Annotated in this window: 19 protein-coding genes; 11 read left to right on the plus strand and 8 right to left on the minus strand. The window is 51.9% G+C overall.

Going from position 1 to position 17,991, the window contains the following annotated elements; genetic code table 11:
• Nucleotides 1-17: 17 nt before the first annotated feature.
• Together AC6I7T_RS27710 and AC6I7T_RS27715 are read left to right on the plus strand one after the other, a co-directional pair.
• A complete protein-coding gene (locus tag AC6I7T_RS27710) occupies nt 18-392 on the plus strand; it encodes a hypothetical protein (protein ID WP_497791060.1) in 375 nt (124 codons plus the stop codon).
• A gap of 20 nt (nt 393-412) precedes the next feature.
• Nucleotides 413-616 carry a cold-shock protein gene (locus AC6I7T_RS27715; RefSeq protein WP_497791061.1) on the plus strand — a complete coding sequence of 68 codons (204 nt, stop codon included), beginning with the start codon at nt 413-415 and terminating at the stop codon, nt 614-616.
• A gap of 440 nt (nt 617-1,056) precedes the next feature.
• Here AC6I7T_RS27715 and AC6I7T_RS27720 read toward each other — a convergent pair whose 3' ends face one another.
• Nucleotides 1,057-1,245: a hypothetical protein gene (locus tag AC6I7T_RS27720; RefSeq protein ID WP_497791062.1), complete on the minus strand. Its 189-nt coding sequence runs from the start codon at nt 1,243-1,245 to the stop codon at nt 1,057-1,059.
• 477 nt (nt 1,246-1,722) lie between these two features.
• Between AC6I7T_RS27720 and AC6I7T_RS27725 the strand changes: the two genes are divergently transcribed.
• Entirely contained in the window at nt 1,723-2,127 is a 405-nt protein-coding gene (locus tag AC6I7T_RS27725; protein WP_497791063.1) for a nuclear transport factor 2 family protein, read from the plus strand.
• A 144-nt stretch (nt 2,128-2,271) separates the two neighbouring features.
• Here AC6I7T_RS27725 and AC6I7T_RS27730 read toward each other — a convergent pair whose 3' ends face one another.
• Nucleotides 2,272-3,405, minus strand: a complete 1,134-nt coding sequence (locus AC6I7T_RS27730) for an acyltransferase family protein (protein WP_497791064.1) — start codon at nt 3,403-3,405, stop codon at nt 2,272-2,274.
• A 360-nt stretch (nt 3,406-3,765) separates the two neighbouring features.
• Between AC6I7T_RS27730 and AC6I7T_RS27735 the strand changes: the two genes are divergently transcribed.
• Nucleotides 3,766-4,002: a hypothetical protein gene (locus tag AC6I7T_RS27735; protein ID WP_497791065.1), complete on the plus strand. Its 237-nt coding sequence runs from the start codon at nt 3,766-3,768 to the stop codon at nt 4,000-4,002.
• An 818-nt stretch (nt 4,003-4,820) separates the two neighbouring features.
• Here AC6I7T_RS27735 and AC6I7T_RS27740 read toward each other — a convergent pair.
• The 4 genes from AC6I7T_RS27740 to AC6I7T_RS27755 form a co-directional block, all read right to left on the minus strand.
• The gene (locus tag AC6I7T_RS27740; RefSeq protein ID WP_497791066.1) at nt 4,821-5,066 is read right to left on the minus strand and encodes a hypothetical protein; all 246 of its coding nucleotides are present in this window, start codon (nt 5,064-5,066) and stop codon (nt 4,821-4,823) included.
• Between the two features lie 923 nt (nt 5,067-5,989).
• Nucleotides 5,990-6,640: a DNA oxidative demethylase AlkB gene (alkB, locus tag AC6I7T_RS27745; RefSeq protein WP_497791067.1), complete on the minus strand. Its 651-nt coding sequence runs from the start codon at nt 6,638-6,640 to the stop codon at nt 5,990-5,992.
• Nucleotides 6,641-6,693: 53 nt separating this feature from the next.
• Nucleotides 6,694-7,443, minus strand: a complete 750-nt coding sequence (locus tag AC6I7T_RS27750; RefSeq protein ID WP_497791068.1) for a 2OG-Fe(II) oxygenase — start codon at nt 7,441-7,443, stop codon at nt 6,694-6,696.
• Nucleotides 7,436-7,990 carry a methylated-DNA--[protein]-cysteine S-methyltransferase gene (locus AC6I7T_RS27755; RefSeq protein ID WP_497791069.1) on the minus strand — a complete coding sequence of 185 codons (555 nt, stop codon included), beginning with the start codon at nt 7,988-7,990 and terminating at the stop codon, nt 7,436-7,438. The genes AC6I7T_RS27750 and AC6I7T_RS27755 overlap by 8 nt, the downstream gene beginning before the upstream one ends.
• 508 nt (nt 7,991-8,498) lie before the next feature.
• On the opposite strand from AC6I7T_RS27755, the gene AC6I7T_RS27760 reads away from it, so the two are divergent.
• Complete coding sequence (locus AC6I7T_RS27760; RefSeq protein WP_497791070.1) at nt 8,499-9,797, plus strand: MFS transporter; 1,299 nt, start codon at nt 8,499-8,501, stop codon at nt 9,795-9,797.
• A 217-nt stretch (nt 9,798-10,014) separates the two neighbouring features.
• On the opposite strand, the gene AC6I7T_RS27765 is transcribed toward AC6I7T_RS27760, so the two are convergent.
• Entirely contained in the window at nt 10,015-10,788 is a 774-nt protein-coding gene (locus AC6I7T_RS27765) for a DUF3307 domain-containing protein (RefSeq protein WP_497791071.1), read from the minus strand.
• 41 nt (nt 10,789-10,829) lie between these two features.
• Complete coding sequence (locus AC6I7T_RS27770) at nt 10,830-11,474, minus strand: SatD family protein (protein ID WP_497791072.1); 645 nt, start codon at nt 11,472-11,474, stop codon at nt 10,830-10,832.
• A gap of 361 nt (nt 11,475-11,835) precedes the next feature.
• Between AC6I7T_RS27770 and AC6I7T_RS27775 the strand changes: the two genes are divergently transcribed.
• From AC6I7T_RS27775 to AC6I7T_RS27800, 6 genes are all read left to right on the plus strand, one after another.
• Nucleotides 11,836-12,915 carry an oxidoreductase gene (locus AC6I7T_RS27775; protein WP_497791073.1) on the plus strand — a complete coding sequence of 360 codons (1,080 nt, stop codon included), beginning with the start codon at nt 11,836-11,838 and terminating at the stop codon, nt 12,913-12,915.
• Nucleotides 12,902-13,405, plus strand: a complete 504-nt coding sequence (locus tag AC6I7T_RS27780; RefSeq protein ID WP_497791074.1) for a heme-degrading domain-containing protein — start codon at nt 12,902-12,904, stop codon at nt 13,403-13,405. Before AC6I7T_RS27775 ends, AC6I7T_RS27780 begins: the two co-directional genes overlap by 14 nt.
• Before the next feature lie 29 nt (nt 13,406-13,434).
• Entirely contained in the window at nt 13,435-13,989 is a 555-nt protein-coding gene (locus AC6I7T_RS27785; RefSeq protein ID WP_497791075.1) for a thioredoxin family protein, read from the plus strand.
• Nucleotides 13,990-14,384: 395 nt separating this feature from the next.
• The gene (locus tag AC6I7T_RS27790) at nt 14,385-14,831 is read left to right on the plus strand and encodes a MerR family transcriptional regulator (protein ID WP_497794651.1); all 447 of its coding nucleotides are present in this window, start codon (nt 14,385-14,387) and stop codon (nt 14,829-14,831) included.
• The gene (locus AC6I7T_RS27795; protein WP_497791076.1) at nt 14,806-15,795 is read left to right on the plus strand and encodes an aldo/keto reductase; all 990 of its coding nucleotides are present in this window, start codon (nt 14,806-14,808) and stop codon (nt 15,793-15,795) included. Before AC6I7T_RS27790 ends, AC6I7T_RS27795 begins: the two co-directional genes overlap by 26 nt.
• Nucleotides 15,796-15,967: 172 nt before the next feature.
• Nucleotides 15,968-16,825, plus strand: coding sequence for a hypothetical protein (locus AC6I7T_RS27800; protein WP_497791077.1), 858 nt, complete (start codon nt 15,968-15,970; stop codon nt 16,823-16,825).
• Nucleotides 16,826-17,991 lie beyond the last annotated feature (1,166 nt).

Raw genomic sequence — 17,991 nt, forward strand, 5'->3', positions numbered from 1 at the left:
CCCTCCATGGGAATTGTATGTCGCTTTCTTTTCCGAAGATGCAATTTGCAGGCAGCTTTTCTGGAACAACTCGCATCTCTCTCGACACGCGTATCTGCGGGGAAGAAAGATTTTGGGTTGGGCCAGTGTTGGAAGCAAATTTATTTTTTGATTGGGACGAAGAGATTTGGTCACAAATGCCTCAGGGCAAATGTAAAAGTCTTGTAATCCCTGACCGTCTGGCAAGAAAGCCGCAATTTTCTCGGGTGACAGTAATAAAGAAGAAAACAGTTGGCAAGGGACATGATGTATACTCTGATCACGCTCAGAAATCGAGTGGGTTAGATCCGCATTTGTTGCTCCAAAGCACCGCTTGCCGTTTCGCCTTCCTCAATGTAACAGCGAATTTTTAACTTCTAAGGAAAACATCTCCATGGAACAAGGAACCGTCAAGTGGTTTAACGATGCCAAGGGTTTTGGATTTATTACTCGCGAGAGCAACAACGAGGACGTCTTCGTTCATTTCTCCGCTATCAATGCGAACGGCTTCCGCAGCCTTCAGGAAGGTCAGCGCGTTCAGTTCACAGTCACCAAGGGCCCCAAGGGCTGGCAGGCTGAGAACGTCCAGGCCGTCTAGTTTTAACCAGGCTTTATAAAAACGGTCAGCAGGAGATTCTCCTGCTGACCGTTTTGTGTTTTACGGCGGCTTTAAGAACATTCCTTCCGTAGGGGGCTGACTTTATCGCCATTGCTGGTTTTGGCAACGGCCAGAGTATCCCGGCGGGATGCTACGAAAGTAGCCATGGGTAAAGCTAGCGAAACCCGTGGTAATTTTCCCCCTCCAATATTGCCCTCCCTGGAAGGCGGCGGGGCGAAATCTTCTTTGCGAAGGGGATCAATCAAAGAAGAGCGAGATATAACGGTATTTTCGGTCGTTCTAGCCATAGGTTAGGCACTGTGTCAGGGCATGACTTCAGTCATGCCGATGGAGATTCTACATTTCTTGCGAAAGCGATCAACAAAAAGGATCCAATAGAACTGTATCTCGGCCGTTTAATCCATTGGTCAGGCTGTGTGTCAGGGCATGACTTTAGTCATGCCGATAACAGAGTCCTTAAGTGTTTTGGGCTTTAGCCCCTGTGCCTTTCTCTTCGCCAAATAGGTAAAGAAATAGGGGTATTTCTCCGCAGAATCGACCAGTCCTGCCTTTACGGGGTTTGGGGCAATATATTCTTGAACTCGCTGGAAGTTCTTCTCATCTTTCATTCTCGTCGGAAAAGCCAGGTTGCCACACTGCTTCGTATGTCCAACAGCGTTTTAGTTAGGTCTTGCCAGAACAGGGGCTAAAGCCCAAACCTCTTTTCGCGGCCTTTGCGGCAGGGCTAAAGCCCATGCCCTGACACAAACCGATATCACCTCTTCAATTCAATTTCCCCATGTCACGCCCTTGATCGGTTCATCAAAGGTGGAAGTAATGTCTCCCCATATTGCCCGCCCCGGAAGGCGGCGGGGCGAAATCTTGTCTGATCCAGCGAAGTAAGGTTCGTTCCGCCCCATACGGGGCGGAGTTCTTGTTGGCATTGCTAACCCCGCGTTTCGCTACGCTACACAGGGGGCTACTCTAGCGGCATCCCTCCGGGATGCCCTTTATGTATCCTGCAAATTGTTCTTTCCTGTCTTGGTCCTGACGCCACGGCTGCTTAGATGTATCCTTCCTCGGTGTTTCTTTCCGGCAGGTACATCATGGAAAAGACTGCAAAGGATGTTGCACTGGACTTTGTCGCCCGTATTAATTCCCACGATGCTGAAAGTATCTCGACTCTGATGACAGAGGATCATCGCTTTATCGATGGTCTGGGACAGAAAACTGAGGGGCGGGAAAAGATGAAGGAATGCTGGACCTCCTACTTCACATCGTTCCCGGACTATACCCTGAGCATAGAACACGCCTTGGTCGATGGCGAAATCGCTGCACTATTCGGAACTGCTCAAGGTACCTATTCGGCAAAGGAAGATATCCCGGGAAAGGCTCAATGGCTGATTCCCTTGGCACTGAAGGCGGTAGTACGCGGAGGCCAGATAGCCGAGTGGCAGGTCTACACAGACAGCGATCCGGTCTTGAGGGCCATGGGCATGAAGCGGGGATGAAAGGCGATGAGCTTTTCTGCTTGATACTCTGCAAAGAGAGAGGACAGCCAAGAGCGATGCACTTATCGTCTTTAGCTGCCCGCTTCTTAGCTGTCCGGATTTGAGCTGCCCGCCTTACCAGCTGCCCGGACCTTAGCTGCTTTTCTATATCTTCACGAAGATCTTCTTGCAGTGCATCCACCAGACAGGCAAGAAGCAAACTGCGACAAAGGCGATGGAGTAGGCGACGGACCCTATATAAGGGTTCGGGATATGGGCAAAGGTATGTGTATAGAGCCAGGCCCGGAAGGAAGTATTGCCCACCCGGATGATATCGAGCGTCGGAGCCAGCAATTCGGAGAACATATAGACCGTGATGGCGTTCTCTCCGAAGATCTTCCAGATATTGCGAATTTTTCCCTGCGTCTGTTTCGCATCGATCCACCAATAGCAGATGGCCAGCAGCAGAGTAGAGACGCCGAAGGCTATCAGGACGAAGGAACTGGTCCATAGTCTCTTATTGGCAGGGAAGACGCGGCCCCATAGCTCTCCTATCAGAAGTCCTGCTGCTCCGGCGACAAATAACCCAATCGTCTTGGCCTTGGCGCTTTTTGCAGAGCGCAGCCACTCTCCGGTAAGGATTCCGAGTAAGGCGGTTGCAATGGCCGGCAGGGTAGAGATGAGGCCCTCGGGATCGTAGACGTCTTTTACATATAAGTGGCTGGACATGATCCAGCGATCGACGACCGAGACGATGTTCCACATAGGATCGAGAAGTGGGATATCTCGTCCTGGAATGCCGTGTCCCGGCACCGGTACGAGGCGCATGAGTGCCCAATAGCCTCCCAGAAGGGCGATAACCGACGCGATTCTGGTCTTGGTATTGGTCCATAACATAAAGAGGCTGGCAAAGAAGAAGCAGAGGCCAATGCGCTGCAGGACTCCATAGATACGAATAGAGCCCAGGTGCAGGAAGGGATACGTGTTGACGATCAAACCTAATACAAAAAGGATGATTGCGCGTCTAACGATATGGGGCAGAAGGGCGCGCTTGGGTTCTTCCGATGCAACCCTCTTGGAGAAGGAGAAAGTCATGGCAACGCCAACCATGAAGAGAAACGAAGGGAAGACCATATCGGTCGGAGTCCATCCATTCCAATCCGCGTGCATGAGCGGCCAATAGGTGTGTCTCCAGTCGCCACTATTGTTCACCAGAATCATGCAGGCTATGGTTAGACCACGCATGACATCGAGGGATTGCAGGCGATTGGATACAGTCTTCGGGGCAGTTTCAGTCATTACAAATTCTCTCTCTGGAAGAGCTTCCCTTATAGAGTCAAGGCCATCTTGGATCTAAAAAACGATGACCCTCCAGTATAGGGAGAATTGCGGAAAAGGCACGAGGCAATCGACGGAAAAAGGAATCAGCGTCAAAACCTCTGCTCTTGGGAAGGGAGTGGTATCGGGAATGGATCTTTGTTCCCTGGACGAGGAAGAGATCCTGGGATGTGTACTCGTCATTGAGATAAATACGAGTTACCAAAGACGCGGACAAGGTGACCGGGAATGTTTCTCGATCGGATACATTAACGAGCAGCAAGAGAGATTTGAAAAGTTGTCTATACCGCTGGAAGGCTTCACCTGCTACACTGTCCTCATATGGACTTACAAGTAATACTTACCCAGATTGATAACGAGATCGCCCGTTTACAGCAGGCCAAAGCCGTGCTGACGGGAAGCAAGAGCGGTAGCATCAAGCTGCCGGCAACCAGCGGTTCGGCAAGCAGTGGCGCGGCTAAGAAGCCGGTTAAGCGTCAGCTCAGCCCCGAAGCGATTGCACGCATCCGTGCGGCACAGAAGAGGCGTTGGGCCAAGTTCAAGAAGGCTGCGAAGTAGCTAATCCGGCCTCTCGCCGGATTAGCTAAGACATATTCCTTATAGCATCTTCTCTCTTTCTTCCCCGTTAGTTCTTGTTCCTTCCCAGAAAAAGTAATCGAAATGGTATCCGATTGAAGGATCCCCTTCCCCTTGCTGCCTGCAGCAGTAGAAAGGGCCAGATTCCTACTGGGAAGCGGAAGAAGCATAATCGCGGGAAATCTTTCTTGCAGATGGGATATCGGTTTGTGTCAGTCCTGCACCGGGGTAGCCGACCCGCGATAAATGAAACGGGAGGTCGGATTTTGATGTTTCTTATTAGTGCAGGAAGGTGGCGGTTTCTGACCGCCACCCTCTTCGTAGGCTGTTCCTCTTTGCCATACCACAATGACAAATTGGGAGCTGAAACATTCTCGGTAACTAATGTTGAAGAAAGGTGTAAAAACCTTGAACCTATATCAATTCACGCGTACTGTCATTGCTTCCTCACCTCCAAAGACTACATGGGTGGCATCGCTGACTGTTAGTGGCATGGAAGATCCTGTTCCTCTGCTTTTCCTTATAGGCCAGCGGGGAATCGTTGATGATCCTAAGCTAATTGCATTGATGCAATTTCAAAGATGCCATCATGCTGGAATAGAAGCATGAGGAGTGAGCTGTATATCGTGAATGTTCGGAAAGTAAGTGATATGGAGCTTGTGCAGATTATGAGAAGACGAAAGACAGATTGTTACCAAAATAACCAGAAGGTGGAAGGCTCTTAGTTCTTCTGTGGTGAATCTGCTTGATGGATTCACCACAGAAGAAATATAGGCTAGATATCGCAGTTTCTGGCTAAATTAAGCCTGAGATGACTTCTTAGCCTTAGCTACTTTCGCCCAGCGCTTTTTCTGTGCGGCTCTGATGCGCTCGATTGCTTCAGGCGACAAGATGCGCTTACGTGGTTTACCGGCAGACTTCGCTGCACGTGCTGACGAAGTTGTCCGCTGTACCGCCTTAGAAGGTGAAACCTCAAGCAGATCCTTTACCTTCTCTAAGCGGCTAATCTCTGCATCAATTGCTTCTACTATGTTCTCAATAGCCATAACGGTACTATTCTCCCTAGAAATTCTACTATGTTCTTTCCTGTTTGTAGCAAAGATACTGAACCCGATAATCAAATAAGTAAAGAATTTTTTCAATAATACATTTCATTGATAAAAATGATCTGAATTATTAATCACTTCCATTTAGTCGTAACGCTTAATAACAGACGAGAATCGGGGCTAATTGGTAGACAAATTGCTTCACTTTTACTCTCGGGAGGTACATTTCTTGTGAATAGAGCCTTTTCTCAACCGAAAACCTGCATAAATAATCGGGATACACTCGCGCTGGAATTGCTCTAGGTAGGACGTCTAAGACCTGGCAATTAGCCGCAGATGGCATGAGTCCTGTGGGATTACCAATATGGGTTTGAAGTATTACAGGGACCATTGACAGTAATGGAACAACACCCTTCCGGAGGGAGCGCACGGAAATAGCCCCGTGTGGAGCGTAGCGGAACACTGGGTTAGTAACCCTATTTAATTCATCCGCCCTGGCAGGGTGGAACAAAATCTTATTTCATCCCGTGGAGTAAGATCGTTCCGCCCCATACGGGGCGGAGGTTTTGGAGGGCGAGCTAATCCAGCGCTCTCGTCCGCAAAGCGGACTCCGCGCTGGGCTATTGTCGATTCGCCCCGCTGGGGCGAAGTGCTGCGTCCGATCTTGGAAGCCCTATCCCGTACTTTCACAAATACAACTTGTGGGGAGTTGATAGATCCAGGACAGGGTCACTCTGCAATGGCCTTTACTTTTGGCATTTGTATACCTATGCAAGAAATGCTCTAAATCGCTACAGCTGGTGACGCGGATGTATTAAGCCGTCTTCTTTATAGATGAACGAGTTTTGCTGTAGAAGGACCGCAGGAAACGGTAAGAGGAAAGGTGATGTTAGAACATTTGGGGCTCAAGCCTGGCCTATCGTTTACAGAGCTTTTCGAAAAGTGAGATTGATGCGGCATTCTCCTAGTAAGGGATGATTACCGGCTGTCAAGGGATCGATTCCGTGATATATCAGGCGAGCTTCACCGCCCCAGACCACTACATCTCCATGTTCCACGCGTATGCGGCGGACCTTATCGTTCCGGTGCTTCCCTCCCCAGAGAAAGGTTGCGTTCAATCCGAGTGAAACGGAGACGATAGGTTGAGTGAAGTCCTTCTCATCCTTGTCCTGGTGTAAGGAAAGCTTCGCCCCAGGCTCATAACGATTTATGAGGCAGGCATCGGGCTTGAATTTGGAGTATCCCGCTGCGTTAGCGGCGCGAGTGGCTATCTTCGCAAAGAGAGGCGGTATGGGCGGCCATGGCTTACCGCTTAGTGGATCTACCGGATCGTAGCGATATCCTCGGCGATCGGTAACCCATCCCGCTTGACCACAGTTTGTCATGCTAACTGACATCAGATACCCACCGGGGCTGACCATTTTCCTAAAAGGGGATTCGGTGGTAATCCGATGGATTGTCTTAAGAATTTCTTCTCCTTCCCGAATAAGGAATCTACCAAGGACAACGGCTCCCTCTTGCAGCTTTGTACTCGTAGGCTGCTCCGAGAGCGCGTCGTCATTGTTCCATAGCATGTAGTTATCCGGCATGGGAGCGGGCCTTGGGTAGAAAAAGATTCTTTAGATTTTTATAAGGCATCATGAAAGATGATTCCTAAGGTGTACCTGTTTCCGGCGCGCAGGCGACTTACTCCATGCCGCATGGTTACCTGGTAGAAACCCTTTTTCCCCTCTGCGGGCCGGTGATTTACGGCGAAGATAACAGCTTCTCCCTGGCGCAGTGAGACTACTTCTACACGAGATTGCATCCTTGGACGCTGTTCGGTAAGGACTAATTCGCCACCCTGAAAGTCTTCGCCCGGACGGCTAAGCAGGATAGCTACTTGCAACGGGAAGAAAATCTCTCCGTAAAGATCCTGGTGAAGACAATTGTAATCATCCTCGGTGTACTTCAGCAGCAGGGGTGTGGGCTTCTTTTGTCCTTGCCGATGACAAAGAGAGAGAAAAGATGCATGATCTTTCGGAAAGGGAACCGACTTATGAAGCTCCTGCTGCCATTGGTTGGCAATCGGAGCCAGAAATGGATAGAAGCCTGTCCTTAGGCTTGCCACAAGCTCAGGAAGCGGGGCTGCATAGTACTTGTATTCCCCTTGTCCGAAGCCATGACGAGCCATAAGAACATGACTTCGGAAAGCGCTGGTGTCGTTATAACCAGCGACGATCTTGCGGCATTCGTCCCGTGAGAGTAATGGTCCGGTTGTTGCATATCCCCATCGATGAAGATTGGCAGTTAGCGCGGACCACTCCAGCGAGTCGATGCGTTGCGACAAGGAGGACTCTATCTTTGGATATTCGAGACTGAATGCATGTTCAGCCATTCTGCCGCTCCATGCTGAGTAGTGTCCGCTTACGTTCCAATCCCCACCTATAACCGGTCAAGCTTCCGTTTCCTCCTATGACGCGATGGCAGGGAACTACTACTGCTAAAGGATTCGATGCACAAGCGGTGGCAACGGCTCGTACTGCATTCGGATTTCCAATTCTCAGGGCTAGTTCCGCATAGCTGATTGTTTCGCCGCAAGGTATCTTGCGCAGCTCACTCCAGACTCGTTGCTGAAAGTCTGTCCCTTGTATGTCGAGCACCAGCTGAGTTGAGGAGATCTCTTTCGGCTCGTCGAGAATACGTGTGATCGCACTTAGGTGCTGTTTGAGCTCGTCTCCTGCTTCAGAGATTTCAGCTTGCGGGAAACGGGGTCTTAGATCTTCGAGCAACTCTTTCGGATTGTCTCCGAGCAGGATGGCACACACTCCGCGTACCGTTGCCGCAACCAATACTGAGCCGAAGCGGCAGGGAGCAATCGCATAGTAGATATCTTCTTTTTGGTTTTGTGCGTGCCGGGTGGTTTCTCTTTGCAGCGTAGGCATGATGATGTCTCCTGAATATCGAGAGGTATCTGACAATCTCTACGCTAGTTCCGTGGCGTGATAACGACACTCCGATTCTTGCTGTCAGAGCAATTGGATAGGAAGGAACGACTTCGTAACCTACGGAGTTCCTTGTACTGCATATTTATGGAAGAATGTAGGGCCGCTTCTGTGGTTTATCTGCCACGGTGGTCTGGGCTATAATGGATACAAATCTCCACAAATACGAGCATTTGGCATGTTTTACGGCGCCGATTGCTTTGTTGCTGGATTCTATAGCACTTGGTACGTTGCCACCTTGGCGGACATCACAATAGGCCACTCTCATGCAAGAGGAGCTGTAAGTGATTGGTGATGTTGGTTGTACCGAATATTGAAGTGTCGTAGCCAAGATAGATAGCTTCCACCTGGGAGGGCGATTGCCTCCTAACCTGGGTTGAGAAGGAATTTCTTTTTTTGTGTCACAGGGAAAGAGTAAGCCGAAGAGCTTCGGAGATCGGGTTCGCACATGAGTGAATTTGTTGCGCTACTTCGCAACAATCGGAATTACCGTTTTACCTGGTTAGGCCAGATCGTCAGCGAGATTGGAGATCACTTCAATAACATCGCGGTCTTTGCGATGGCGATGGCGCTTACCCATTCGGGAATGGTGGTTACCGGCATCATGTTGTCCAGGGCTGTCCCTGCGATTTTGATGGGGCCTCTGGCCGGAGTTCTGCTCGATCGCTTTGACCGTAAGCGGATCATGATTGCCAGCGATCTTGTCCGCGCCCTGGTAGCTTTAGGGTTCATCCTGGTCGTTACAGAGCAAGATCATAAGACCTGGTTGCTCTATCTGTTTAGTGCACTTCTGATGGTTGCTTCTCCTTTCTTCAGTGCCGGTCGCTCGGCGATTCTGCCAACGATTGCCAGCAAGGAAGAGATTCATACCGCCAACTCGCTGACCCAGACCACGCAATGGACCAATCTGACGATTGGAACCTTCCTCGGTGCCACGATCATCGCGGTTGGGTATAAGTGGGCCTTCATCTTTAATGCTCTATCTTTCGTCTTCTCGGCATGGTCGATCTGGAATCTGCGTGCACCGGAAGGGCAGAGCTTTCGTGTTGAGCGTAAGGACAAGGTTGCGGCGGAAGTTATACGGCCCTGGCAGGAGTATCGCGAGGGATTGCGCTATATGCGCTCGGTTCCCCTGGTGATGGCGATTGCTCTGCTTTCCGTCGGCTGGGCAACGGGTGGCGGCGCTGCGCAGATTCTCTTTACCCTCTTCGGCGAAGATGTTTTTAAACGCGGTGCGGCTGGCATCGGAATTATCTGGGGCTGTGCGGGGCTGGGGCTGCTCGCTGGTGGTGCGTTCGCTAACTGGATGGGGAAGCGGCTCTCCTTCGAGAACTATAAGCTTGTCGTATTTATCGATTACATTGTGCACGGTGCGGCTTACGTGATCTTTAGCGTGATGCCTCACTTCGGCTGGGCTCTGGTCTTTATTACGCTTTCCCGTATCGGTATGTCGGTAAATACGGTGCTGAATTACTCGTATTTGCTGCGTACGGTCTCCAATCAGTATCGTGGTCGCGTCTTTGCCACGATGGAGACGCTGACCTGGACGATGATGATGGTCTCTATGATGCTGGCCGGTATTGCTTCGACTCACTATAGCCCGCGCGCAATCGGCGTTGTGGCTGGCCTCCTGAGCTCTACCACGGCTATCTTTTGGGGCTGGGCTAACTGGACGGGAAGACTTCCTCTCCCGGAGAGCGTGGTAGTGGAAGAAGATGAGATCGAAGTTCACGAACGCGCCGTGTAGCTGCGCAATTTGTTTTGTACAGCCGGCGTCCTCGCCGGCTGTCGTGGAGGGTCTCCAGGCCCTCCACCAGGGAAGCCGGATATTAATACGAAGTTTCAAGTTCTCATGCTGCATCGCCTGTGTGGGCGAGGACACCCACACGACAGCCGATCCTCCACCCCAGCACGCGAAAACCGCGCGTGCCGGGGACCCCGGCCTGGAGACCGGCGGTACCTTCTTACCTCAACGAAACTGTTCCATAGAGAATCTTTGCCAAGACCAAGCCACCGACGAGGGCAATCGCTATGCTGAATAGAGTGCCTATCAGAAAGTACTCGGCGAAACGGGCTTCTTTTAGTTCGGGAAAGCGGGCGATGGATTTGCCGGTGAGAATCAGCCCGACGAGTGCGGGCGACTGAATCGCTATGGCCGTGATTACTAGAAATCTCTCCAACCACCCGATATAGAGGCCCGCATTGCGAAGCTGCCCGGTTGATTCGGTGCCGATTCCTGCCGACAATCCTTTGGTGAAGTAGCGGATGCAATAGCCTCCACCGAAGATCCCTCCAACATAGACAATCGCTCCGATCAGGAGTTTGCCTCGGAACACATCGGAGAGGTGGATGAATTGCATCAGGTCGGCATAACTGGTTGCGCTGATCAGCATGGCCAGAATTGCGGCTGTGGCGATATGTGCCAGCTGATCGGCGAGGAAGCTGGTAGCGTTGGTGGGTATCTTTCTTTGGGCGAGGAGCCAGCATTTGAGCGTATCGATAGTCAGGTGCGTAAGCACATATACCAGCAGTGCTATCCATAGCCAGGGAGTGAAGGAGAGTCCGGGGACAAAGAACTGAAGACAGGCCCAGGCTACGGCCAGATGAATAGCTCCGTGTGCGATTGTTGGCTCCAGCCTTCCGCCTTTTCTTCTGGCGATCCATTCTGTCTGCAAAGGGAAGTCGCTCAGGAGATGCGCTAACAGCAATGCGAGAAAGGTCTTCAGTAGCATTTGCATAAAAATGTCCAATTTTTAAAAATTGTACGAATTCGTACAAGTCAAAAATAAGAAGGGATGATTGCTTCCATCGCCTTCCGCGTCTCTTCGAACTGCCAATAGCTGCTGCGTTTGAGGCTTCTCGAAACCGTCGAGATATCCAAGGATAGCTTGCGGGCAGTAACCTCTTGTCTTCCTGTTTCGGTTTGCATGTTGATGACAGCCCATTGTTTTTCTGTTGTGCGTTGCAGCAGTGTGTCGTGCAGGTGATACAGGGTGTTGGCAATGGAATCGAAGGCTTCATTGCCGGATTCGAATGAGGTCAGGACAGGGAACTTAGGATTGCCTTCCTTCAGACGGTCTGCGGCAACGCGGGCGCGTTCGAAGGCCGGACCTCCGGCATAGACGTTTGTGGGGCGGCGGTGGGCTTCGGTGACCTCTCCCATACCGACGGCGATCCAGAGGCTGTGCGGACGGAAGAGCCGGCGGAGATCCCAGATGATCTGCGGCAGATATTCCGGCTTGCGCAGAATGGCCTGGAACTCATCCCATGCCGTGACTGCATAGGGGGAGAGGATAAGCTGCTTCTTCATGTGCAGCCTGGAAACGGTTCGCAACTTGGCATCTCGCTTAGCCCGGAATGCCGGAATCTTTCGGGAGCCCACGATATCGGCGGTGACGACTGCATATCGCTGTGCCTTAGCCATCTTCTTCTCTCCTGCTTACTTGTACGAAATTGTACAACTTTTACAAATTGCATGAAAACGTACAATTTCTAGCCGATGATAGCCGAAACAGAAACCTTAAGGTACCGCCGGTTTCCAGGCCCTCCACCTGGGAAGCCAGATATCAATACGCAATTTCAAGTTCCAACGCTGCATCGCCTGTGTGGGCGAGGACGCCCACACGACAGCCGGCCTGGAGACCGGTGGTACCCTGCCGCGCCACCTTCCTCCGCTGCTTTCTTCTTCTTCATCATTTGCTGTAAAGCATTTGCCTTATTGGTGCATTCCCTCTCCTCCGGGTAAACTTCCGTATCGGTTATTTCGTTTAGGGGAGAGTCCACTGATGTCGATTTCGGCTGATCCGATACGCGTTGCGCTGATCGGATACGGATATGTTGGTAAGACCTTTCATGCTCCATTGATACGATCCGTTCCCGGGCTTCAGCTGGAAATCGTCAGCTCCAGCAAGCCGGAAAAGGTCCTGAACGACATTCCGGATATAAAGGTTGCATCCACACCTGAGGACGCGATTCTGCATCCCGGCATAGATCTGGTTGTGATTGCCAGTCCGAATGAGTCACATGTGCCGCTCTCGATTGCCGCTTTGAATGCCGGGAAGCATCTGGTGGTCGACAAGCCTTTCACCATTACCCTGGCGGAAGCGCGAGAGGTTGCCTCCCTGGCCGAAAAACAGCAGCGAATGCTTTCGGTCTTCCAGAACCGCCGTTGGGATTCCGAGGCCTTAGGGGCGAAGGAGATTGTGAAGAGCGGGCGCCTGGGGGAGATTCTTCATTTTGAGGTGCACATCGACCGTTTCCGTCCTAATGTGCGCCAGCGTTGGCGTGAACAGCAGGGACCGGGAGCGGGGCTCTGGTACGACCTTGGGCCGCATCTGGCGGATGAAGCGATACAGCTCTTCGGCCTGCCTCAGCGAATCCACGCAAGCTTGGTGAATCAGCGGGAGGGTGCGGAGGTGGACGACTGGTTTCATGTGCAGTTCGACTACGGGAGGCTGCGAGTCATTTTGCATGCATCGAATGTAGCTGCCGGAGGTGTGCCGCACGTCATTATGCATGGAACTGAGGGGAGTTGGGGAAAGTACAGCGCCGATGTTCAGGAGAGCCAGCTTCGCAGCGGAATGCGCCCGGGAGATGCGGGATGGGGTGTCGATCCTCTGCCTGCGGTCTTATACAACGGTGCCGATGGCAGTTCCGTCGAGGTCCCGCTGCCGCAGGGAGACCAAAGACAGTATTATGCTGGCATCCGGGATGCGCTATGGGGATGCGGTCCGAATCCGGTTCCTCCCGTGCAGGCGGTGGCGGTGATGGCGGTCTTGGAAGCGGCAATAGAATCTTCTACCTCGGGGCAATGGGTTCCGTTGCCTTTGACAGAGCAGGAGCGCGCAGCTTATGGCACTAAGTGAAGATTTGACGATTCTGGCGATGCAGCAGCGTGAGCTGCAGTTTCCCAGCTTCAACGAAGAGACGGCCTGGCGTCTGGGAAAGCTGCTGCACGAACTGGCCCTGCATCGCAGTCTGGCGGTGGTGATCGATATCCGCCGCTTCGGACAACAGCTGTTCTATATCGCGCTTCCCGGGACAACTCCGGATAATGCCGAGTGGGTTCGCCGCAAGAGCAATGTAGTTGCCCGCTTCCATAAGCCTTCGTATCTTGTGGGTCTGGAGCTCAAGCAGAATCAGACCACGCTGCTGGAGCGGAATGGGCTGCCTGTAGACGAGTACATTGCCCATGGAGGATCCTTCCCGATCACGATTGCTGGCACTGGAGTGGTCGGATCGATTACAGTTTCAGGATTACCGCAGAGAGAAGACCACGAGTTAGTGGTCGAGGCACTTTGCGCCGAACTAGGGAAAGAACATAGAAAGCTGGCGCTGCCAGGCTCTGCCGGATGACCTGCTGAATTCAATCAGGAGATTATGCAGTGGCGAGAACCGAATCCGCAATGATTCCTCTGGGGACCTCTGCCCCGGACTTCGAGTTAACGGATGTTGTAAGCGGCAAGCTTTATTCGCTGGATAACCTGCGCGGCGATGCCGGTTTGCTGGTTATGTTCCTATGCCGTCATTGTCCCTTTGTAAAGCATCTGGAGCAGGGAATTGCTCTCTTTGCCAAGGATTATTACAAGAAAGGCATCGGCATTGTGGCCATCAGCAGTAACGACGCGGTTGCCTATCCTGACGATGGTCCCGAAGGTTTAAAGGAGCAGGCGCGCGAGATGAGCTTTGTCTTTCCTTATCTCTACGATGAGGCGCAGGACGTAGCTCGCGCCTACGATGCTACCTGTACTCCGGATTTCTTCCTCTTCGACAGAGAGTTGAAGTTGGTCTATCGCGGACAGTTCGATGACAGTCGCCCGGGAAACGCAATTCCCGTGACCGGCTCCGATCTGCGCCTTGCGCTGGATGCGGTGTTAACCGGTAAGCCCGTCCCAAAAATCCAGAAGCCAAGCCTGGGCTGCAACATCAAATGGAAATGAGCTGCAGGTTTGCTCCGTTGCAATGAAGAGAAGTGTTCCTCGTTTGCATCGGGCTAGAAGGCCTGTGGTAGAGAGGAACTGGGTGTCCCATCTTCACGGGCGCGAAGCGCCCAAGTTAAGGTTGGACGAGCGAAGGCTTCCATATCGGTGACCGAGTGATCCTTGCAGCATTAGCTCGGCTACCGATGTGAAAACTTATGTGCGCCCCACCTTAACTCGCTTCGCTCGTGAAAATGGGGCACCCGCGCATTGTTGGTAGGATCAATTCTTTCGGATACCGAATTCAGCAATATTTCTATATACCTTCGCAAACTCCTTTGACTCCGAGGCAATTCGTTCTTTGTTTCAACCGCTCTTGACTTAGAGCGCACTCAAAGTTGTACGGTGGAATTGTGATGAACGCAGAAATGACGATTCAATCGATGGCCGAGCATTGTGGGCTTACGGCGCACACGTTGCGCTACTACGAGCGCATCGGCCTGATTCGGCCGATTCTTCGTGCCGGGAACGGACATCGCCGTTACTCCACAGAAGATGCGGCTTGGATTGGTTTCCTTAACCACCTTCGTGCGACGGGCATGCCGCTTCGTCAGATGCAGCGCTATGCGGAGCTTCGTGCACAAGGTGATGCAACCGCCGCTGAACGTCGCAAGATCCTTGAAGATCATCGTGACGATATCAAAGCGAAGATCAAGGACCTGCAGGAATGCTACGACCTGCTGAATTACAAGATCGCCAATTATTGCGAGTTGGAAAAGTTGTTATCAAAATCGTTAGCCGTTCCTGCTCGGATGCAGGAACAGGGAGATTTCGAGAATGAAGAAGCGTCGATTAGGCAATAATGGTCCTGCCGTTTCAGCCATTGGACTGGGATGCATGGGCATGAGCGAGTTTTACTCCGGCCGCGATGAGGCCGAATCTATTGCGACCATTCATCGTGCGTTGGATCTGGGCATCGACTTTCTCGATACAGCCGATGTCTATGGACCGCATACAAATGAAGAGCTTGTAGGGAAGGCGATCAAAGGGAAACGCGAGCAGATATTTCTTGCGACAAAATTTGGTATCGTTCGCGATCCTGCCGATCGTACGAGCCGGGGTGTAGACGGAAGTCCAGCCTATGTTCGCAAGGCGATTGACGGAAGTTTGAAGCGCCTGGGGCTTGAATATGTGGATCTCTACTACCAGCACCGTGTCGATCCCAAGACTCCGATTGAAGAAACTGTTGGAGCACTTGCGGATCTGGTAAAGGAAGGCAAGATTCGCTATATCGGATTATCCGAGGCGTCGGCTAAGACTCTGGAACGTGCTTATAAGGTGCATCCCATCACGGCGCTGCAATCGGAGTACTCCTTGTGGACACGTGATCCCGAGCCGGAGGTCCTGCCAATGTGCCGCAAGCTCGGAGTCGGTTTCGTGCCGTACAGCCCCTTAGGCCGTGGATTTCTGACCGGAGCCTTCAAGAGTCCGGACGATTTTCCTGAAGATGACTACCGCAGGTTTAGTCCGCGTTTTCAGGGAGAGAACTTCTATAAGAATCTTGAGCTTGTCAATAAGGTGAAGGAGTTCGCCGCGGATATGGGTCACACTCCCAGCCAGATAGCTCTGGCCTGGGTGCTTGTTCAGGGAGAGGATCTTGTTCCGATCCCGGGCACCAAGCGGCGGAAGTATCTGGAAGAGAATGCCGGAGCCGTAGACATAACCCTGACAGCGGATCAACTGAAGCAGCTGAATGAGCTTTTCCCTGCGGAAGCTGTCTCAGGAGAGCGTTATGTTCCGAACATGATGGCTCTGTTGAATGGCTAGTCTGGTGCAGACTTAGCCATCGCGAAGCGGGTGGCGGTTTCTGGCCGCCACCTTCCTGCGCCGATTCCTTCTCCTTCGTCATGAAGTGAGACGATGCCAACCCTTCATTGGAAATCCGCTACACTGGATAATTCAGTTAGGGAATGCCCGAAGGGGAAAGGTATCGTCATATATGGGTTTTAGCTTTGTTTCGGTGCCGTTATTAGCGTTACTCTGCGCGCCTCCATTGGTGCAGGGAATGGCTGCTGCCGCAGACCAGCCGATTCCCGATGTTCCGACACTCATTAATCAAGTAAGAGAGCACCAGAAGAAGATCGATAAAATCCGTGAGGACTACACCTATCACGGGTATGAACAGACTGACACTCTAGACGGCAAAGGCCGTGTAAAGAAGACTGAGACGGAGGAGTCCGAGGTCTTCTATGTCAATGGACACGAGATTAGCCGCACCGTAAAGAAGAATGGCAAGGATCTCAGCCCGGGCGATCAGAAGAAGGAACAGGAGCGTGTTAATAAGCAGGTAGAGAAGGCTCTGAAGACGCCTAAGCATAAATCGATCGATGATGAAGAGATCAATGTCAGCAAGATTCTGCAGGTGATGAAGGTGTCGAACCCTCGCCGGGAGGTGTTAAATGGGCGCCCAACGCTCAGTTTCGATTTCGATGGCGATCCCAAGGCCAAGGCTCACGGCACGGTGATGGAAGCGGCTAAGAAGATGTCCGGAACCCTCTGGATCGATGAGGCAGATCGTCAGGTTGCGCGCATCCAGGTGCGCTTCGACGATAACTTTCGTATCGGTGCCGGACTACTTGCGACCATCCAGAAGGGAACTACCTTTGTTTTTGATCAGGCATTGATTAATCACGAGCTATGGTTGCCTGTCGGCGGCGAGGCGCATCTCGGCGCCCGTGTCCTTCTCTTTAAGGGCTATAACCAGAACATTCATATGAAATATAGCAACTACCAGAAGTTCCATGCCGATGCCGTAACGCAGCCGGGAGCCAAGGTTATTTCCGCACCTGCGCACTAACTGGATGGGCTCTGACGGTTCTGCTATCAGCCACAGGTGGTGTGAGATATATGCGATTGCCAATATGGTTTGAGGCATTGCAGTGGCTATTAACAGTCATGGAGCAATACCTCCCGGAGGGAGCGAACGAGAATAGCCCCGTGTGGAGCGTAGCGGAACGCGGGGTCATTCATCCCATTCAATTGATCCGCCCGGTAGGGGCGGAACGAAATCCTAATTTCAGGGAAATTTCAATAGCGTGATTCCGTGATGTAGCGGAGCCAAATCAATATTGGAGAAAGCGGTTTTATCGGCCTGGCGTGCCGATGACTAAACGTCAGCCCAGTTCGTCAGAACTGGGTTCTAGAGTTTCTACATTTTTCGCGAAGGATAGCAACAAAGAACAACGAATATAACAGCAATTTCGGTCGTTCCAACCATTGGCCAGGTTGTGTGTCAGGGATGGCCTTCAGGCCATCCGAAAACAGTCTTCGTTAAGAGAGCAGAAACACTTTCGGTAACATCTGCACCGGGAAGAACAGAGGCACTAAACCTATACCAGTTTGAGCGTTTTGGTCATTGCTTCCACAAGCGAAGATACTCTCAAACAGTACCTTGCAGCTATTCGCCTGCTCAATTTCCCGTAGTATTCGTTACCGAGAATGTTAAGCCACTCTGAGGAAGACGGCTTTCGGATGGCCTGAAGGCCATCCCTGACACATGACCAAAGCCACTTCTCTTTGGGGACTCTGGTTATGTCCAAAGATTTCCTGCAATTTCAATTCGAAGAATGTAGAAACTCGAAAGCGCAGTTCGTCAGAACTGGGTTGACAGATAACAACGTATTTGAGCGCCAGCGGCGCGATACCCGATTTCGAATCTATCGAGTGCGTGTCGCGCCTCCATCGCTCGGATATTGTTTTGTATTCCGACCCAGTCCTGACGGACTGGGCTGACGTTTGGTACCGGCCCTTTGGGCCTATTCTGTTGCCGATGGCTTCTGCCGGGTGAGGGCCTGGAGACCCTCACGACAGCCGGTCCTCCACCCCAGCACGCGAAAACCGCGCGTGCCGGGGACCCCGGCCTGGAGTCCGGCGGTACCTTAATATCCCGCTTTTTGCCATCGTAAATACCTTTGGATTGTGACCTTACTCACCTCCTGGAACAAATTTCTTGTCCGCTACGTA

The sequence above is a fragment of the Humiphilus diazotrophicus genome (genome assembly GCF_059726315.1).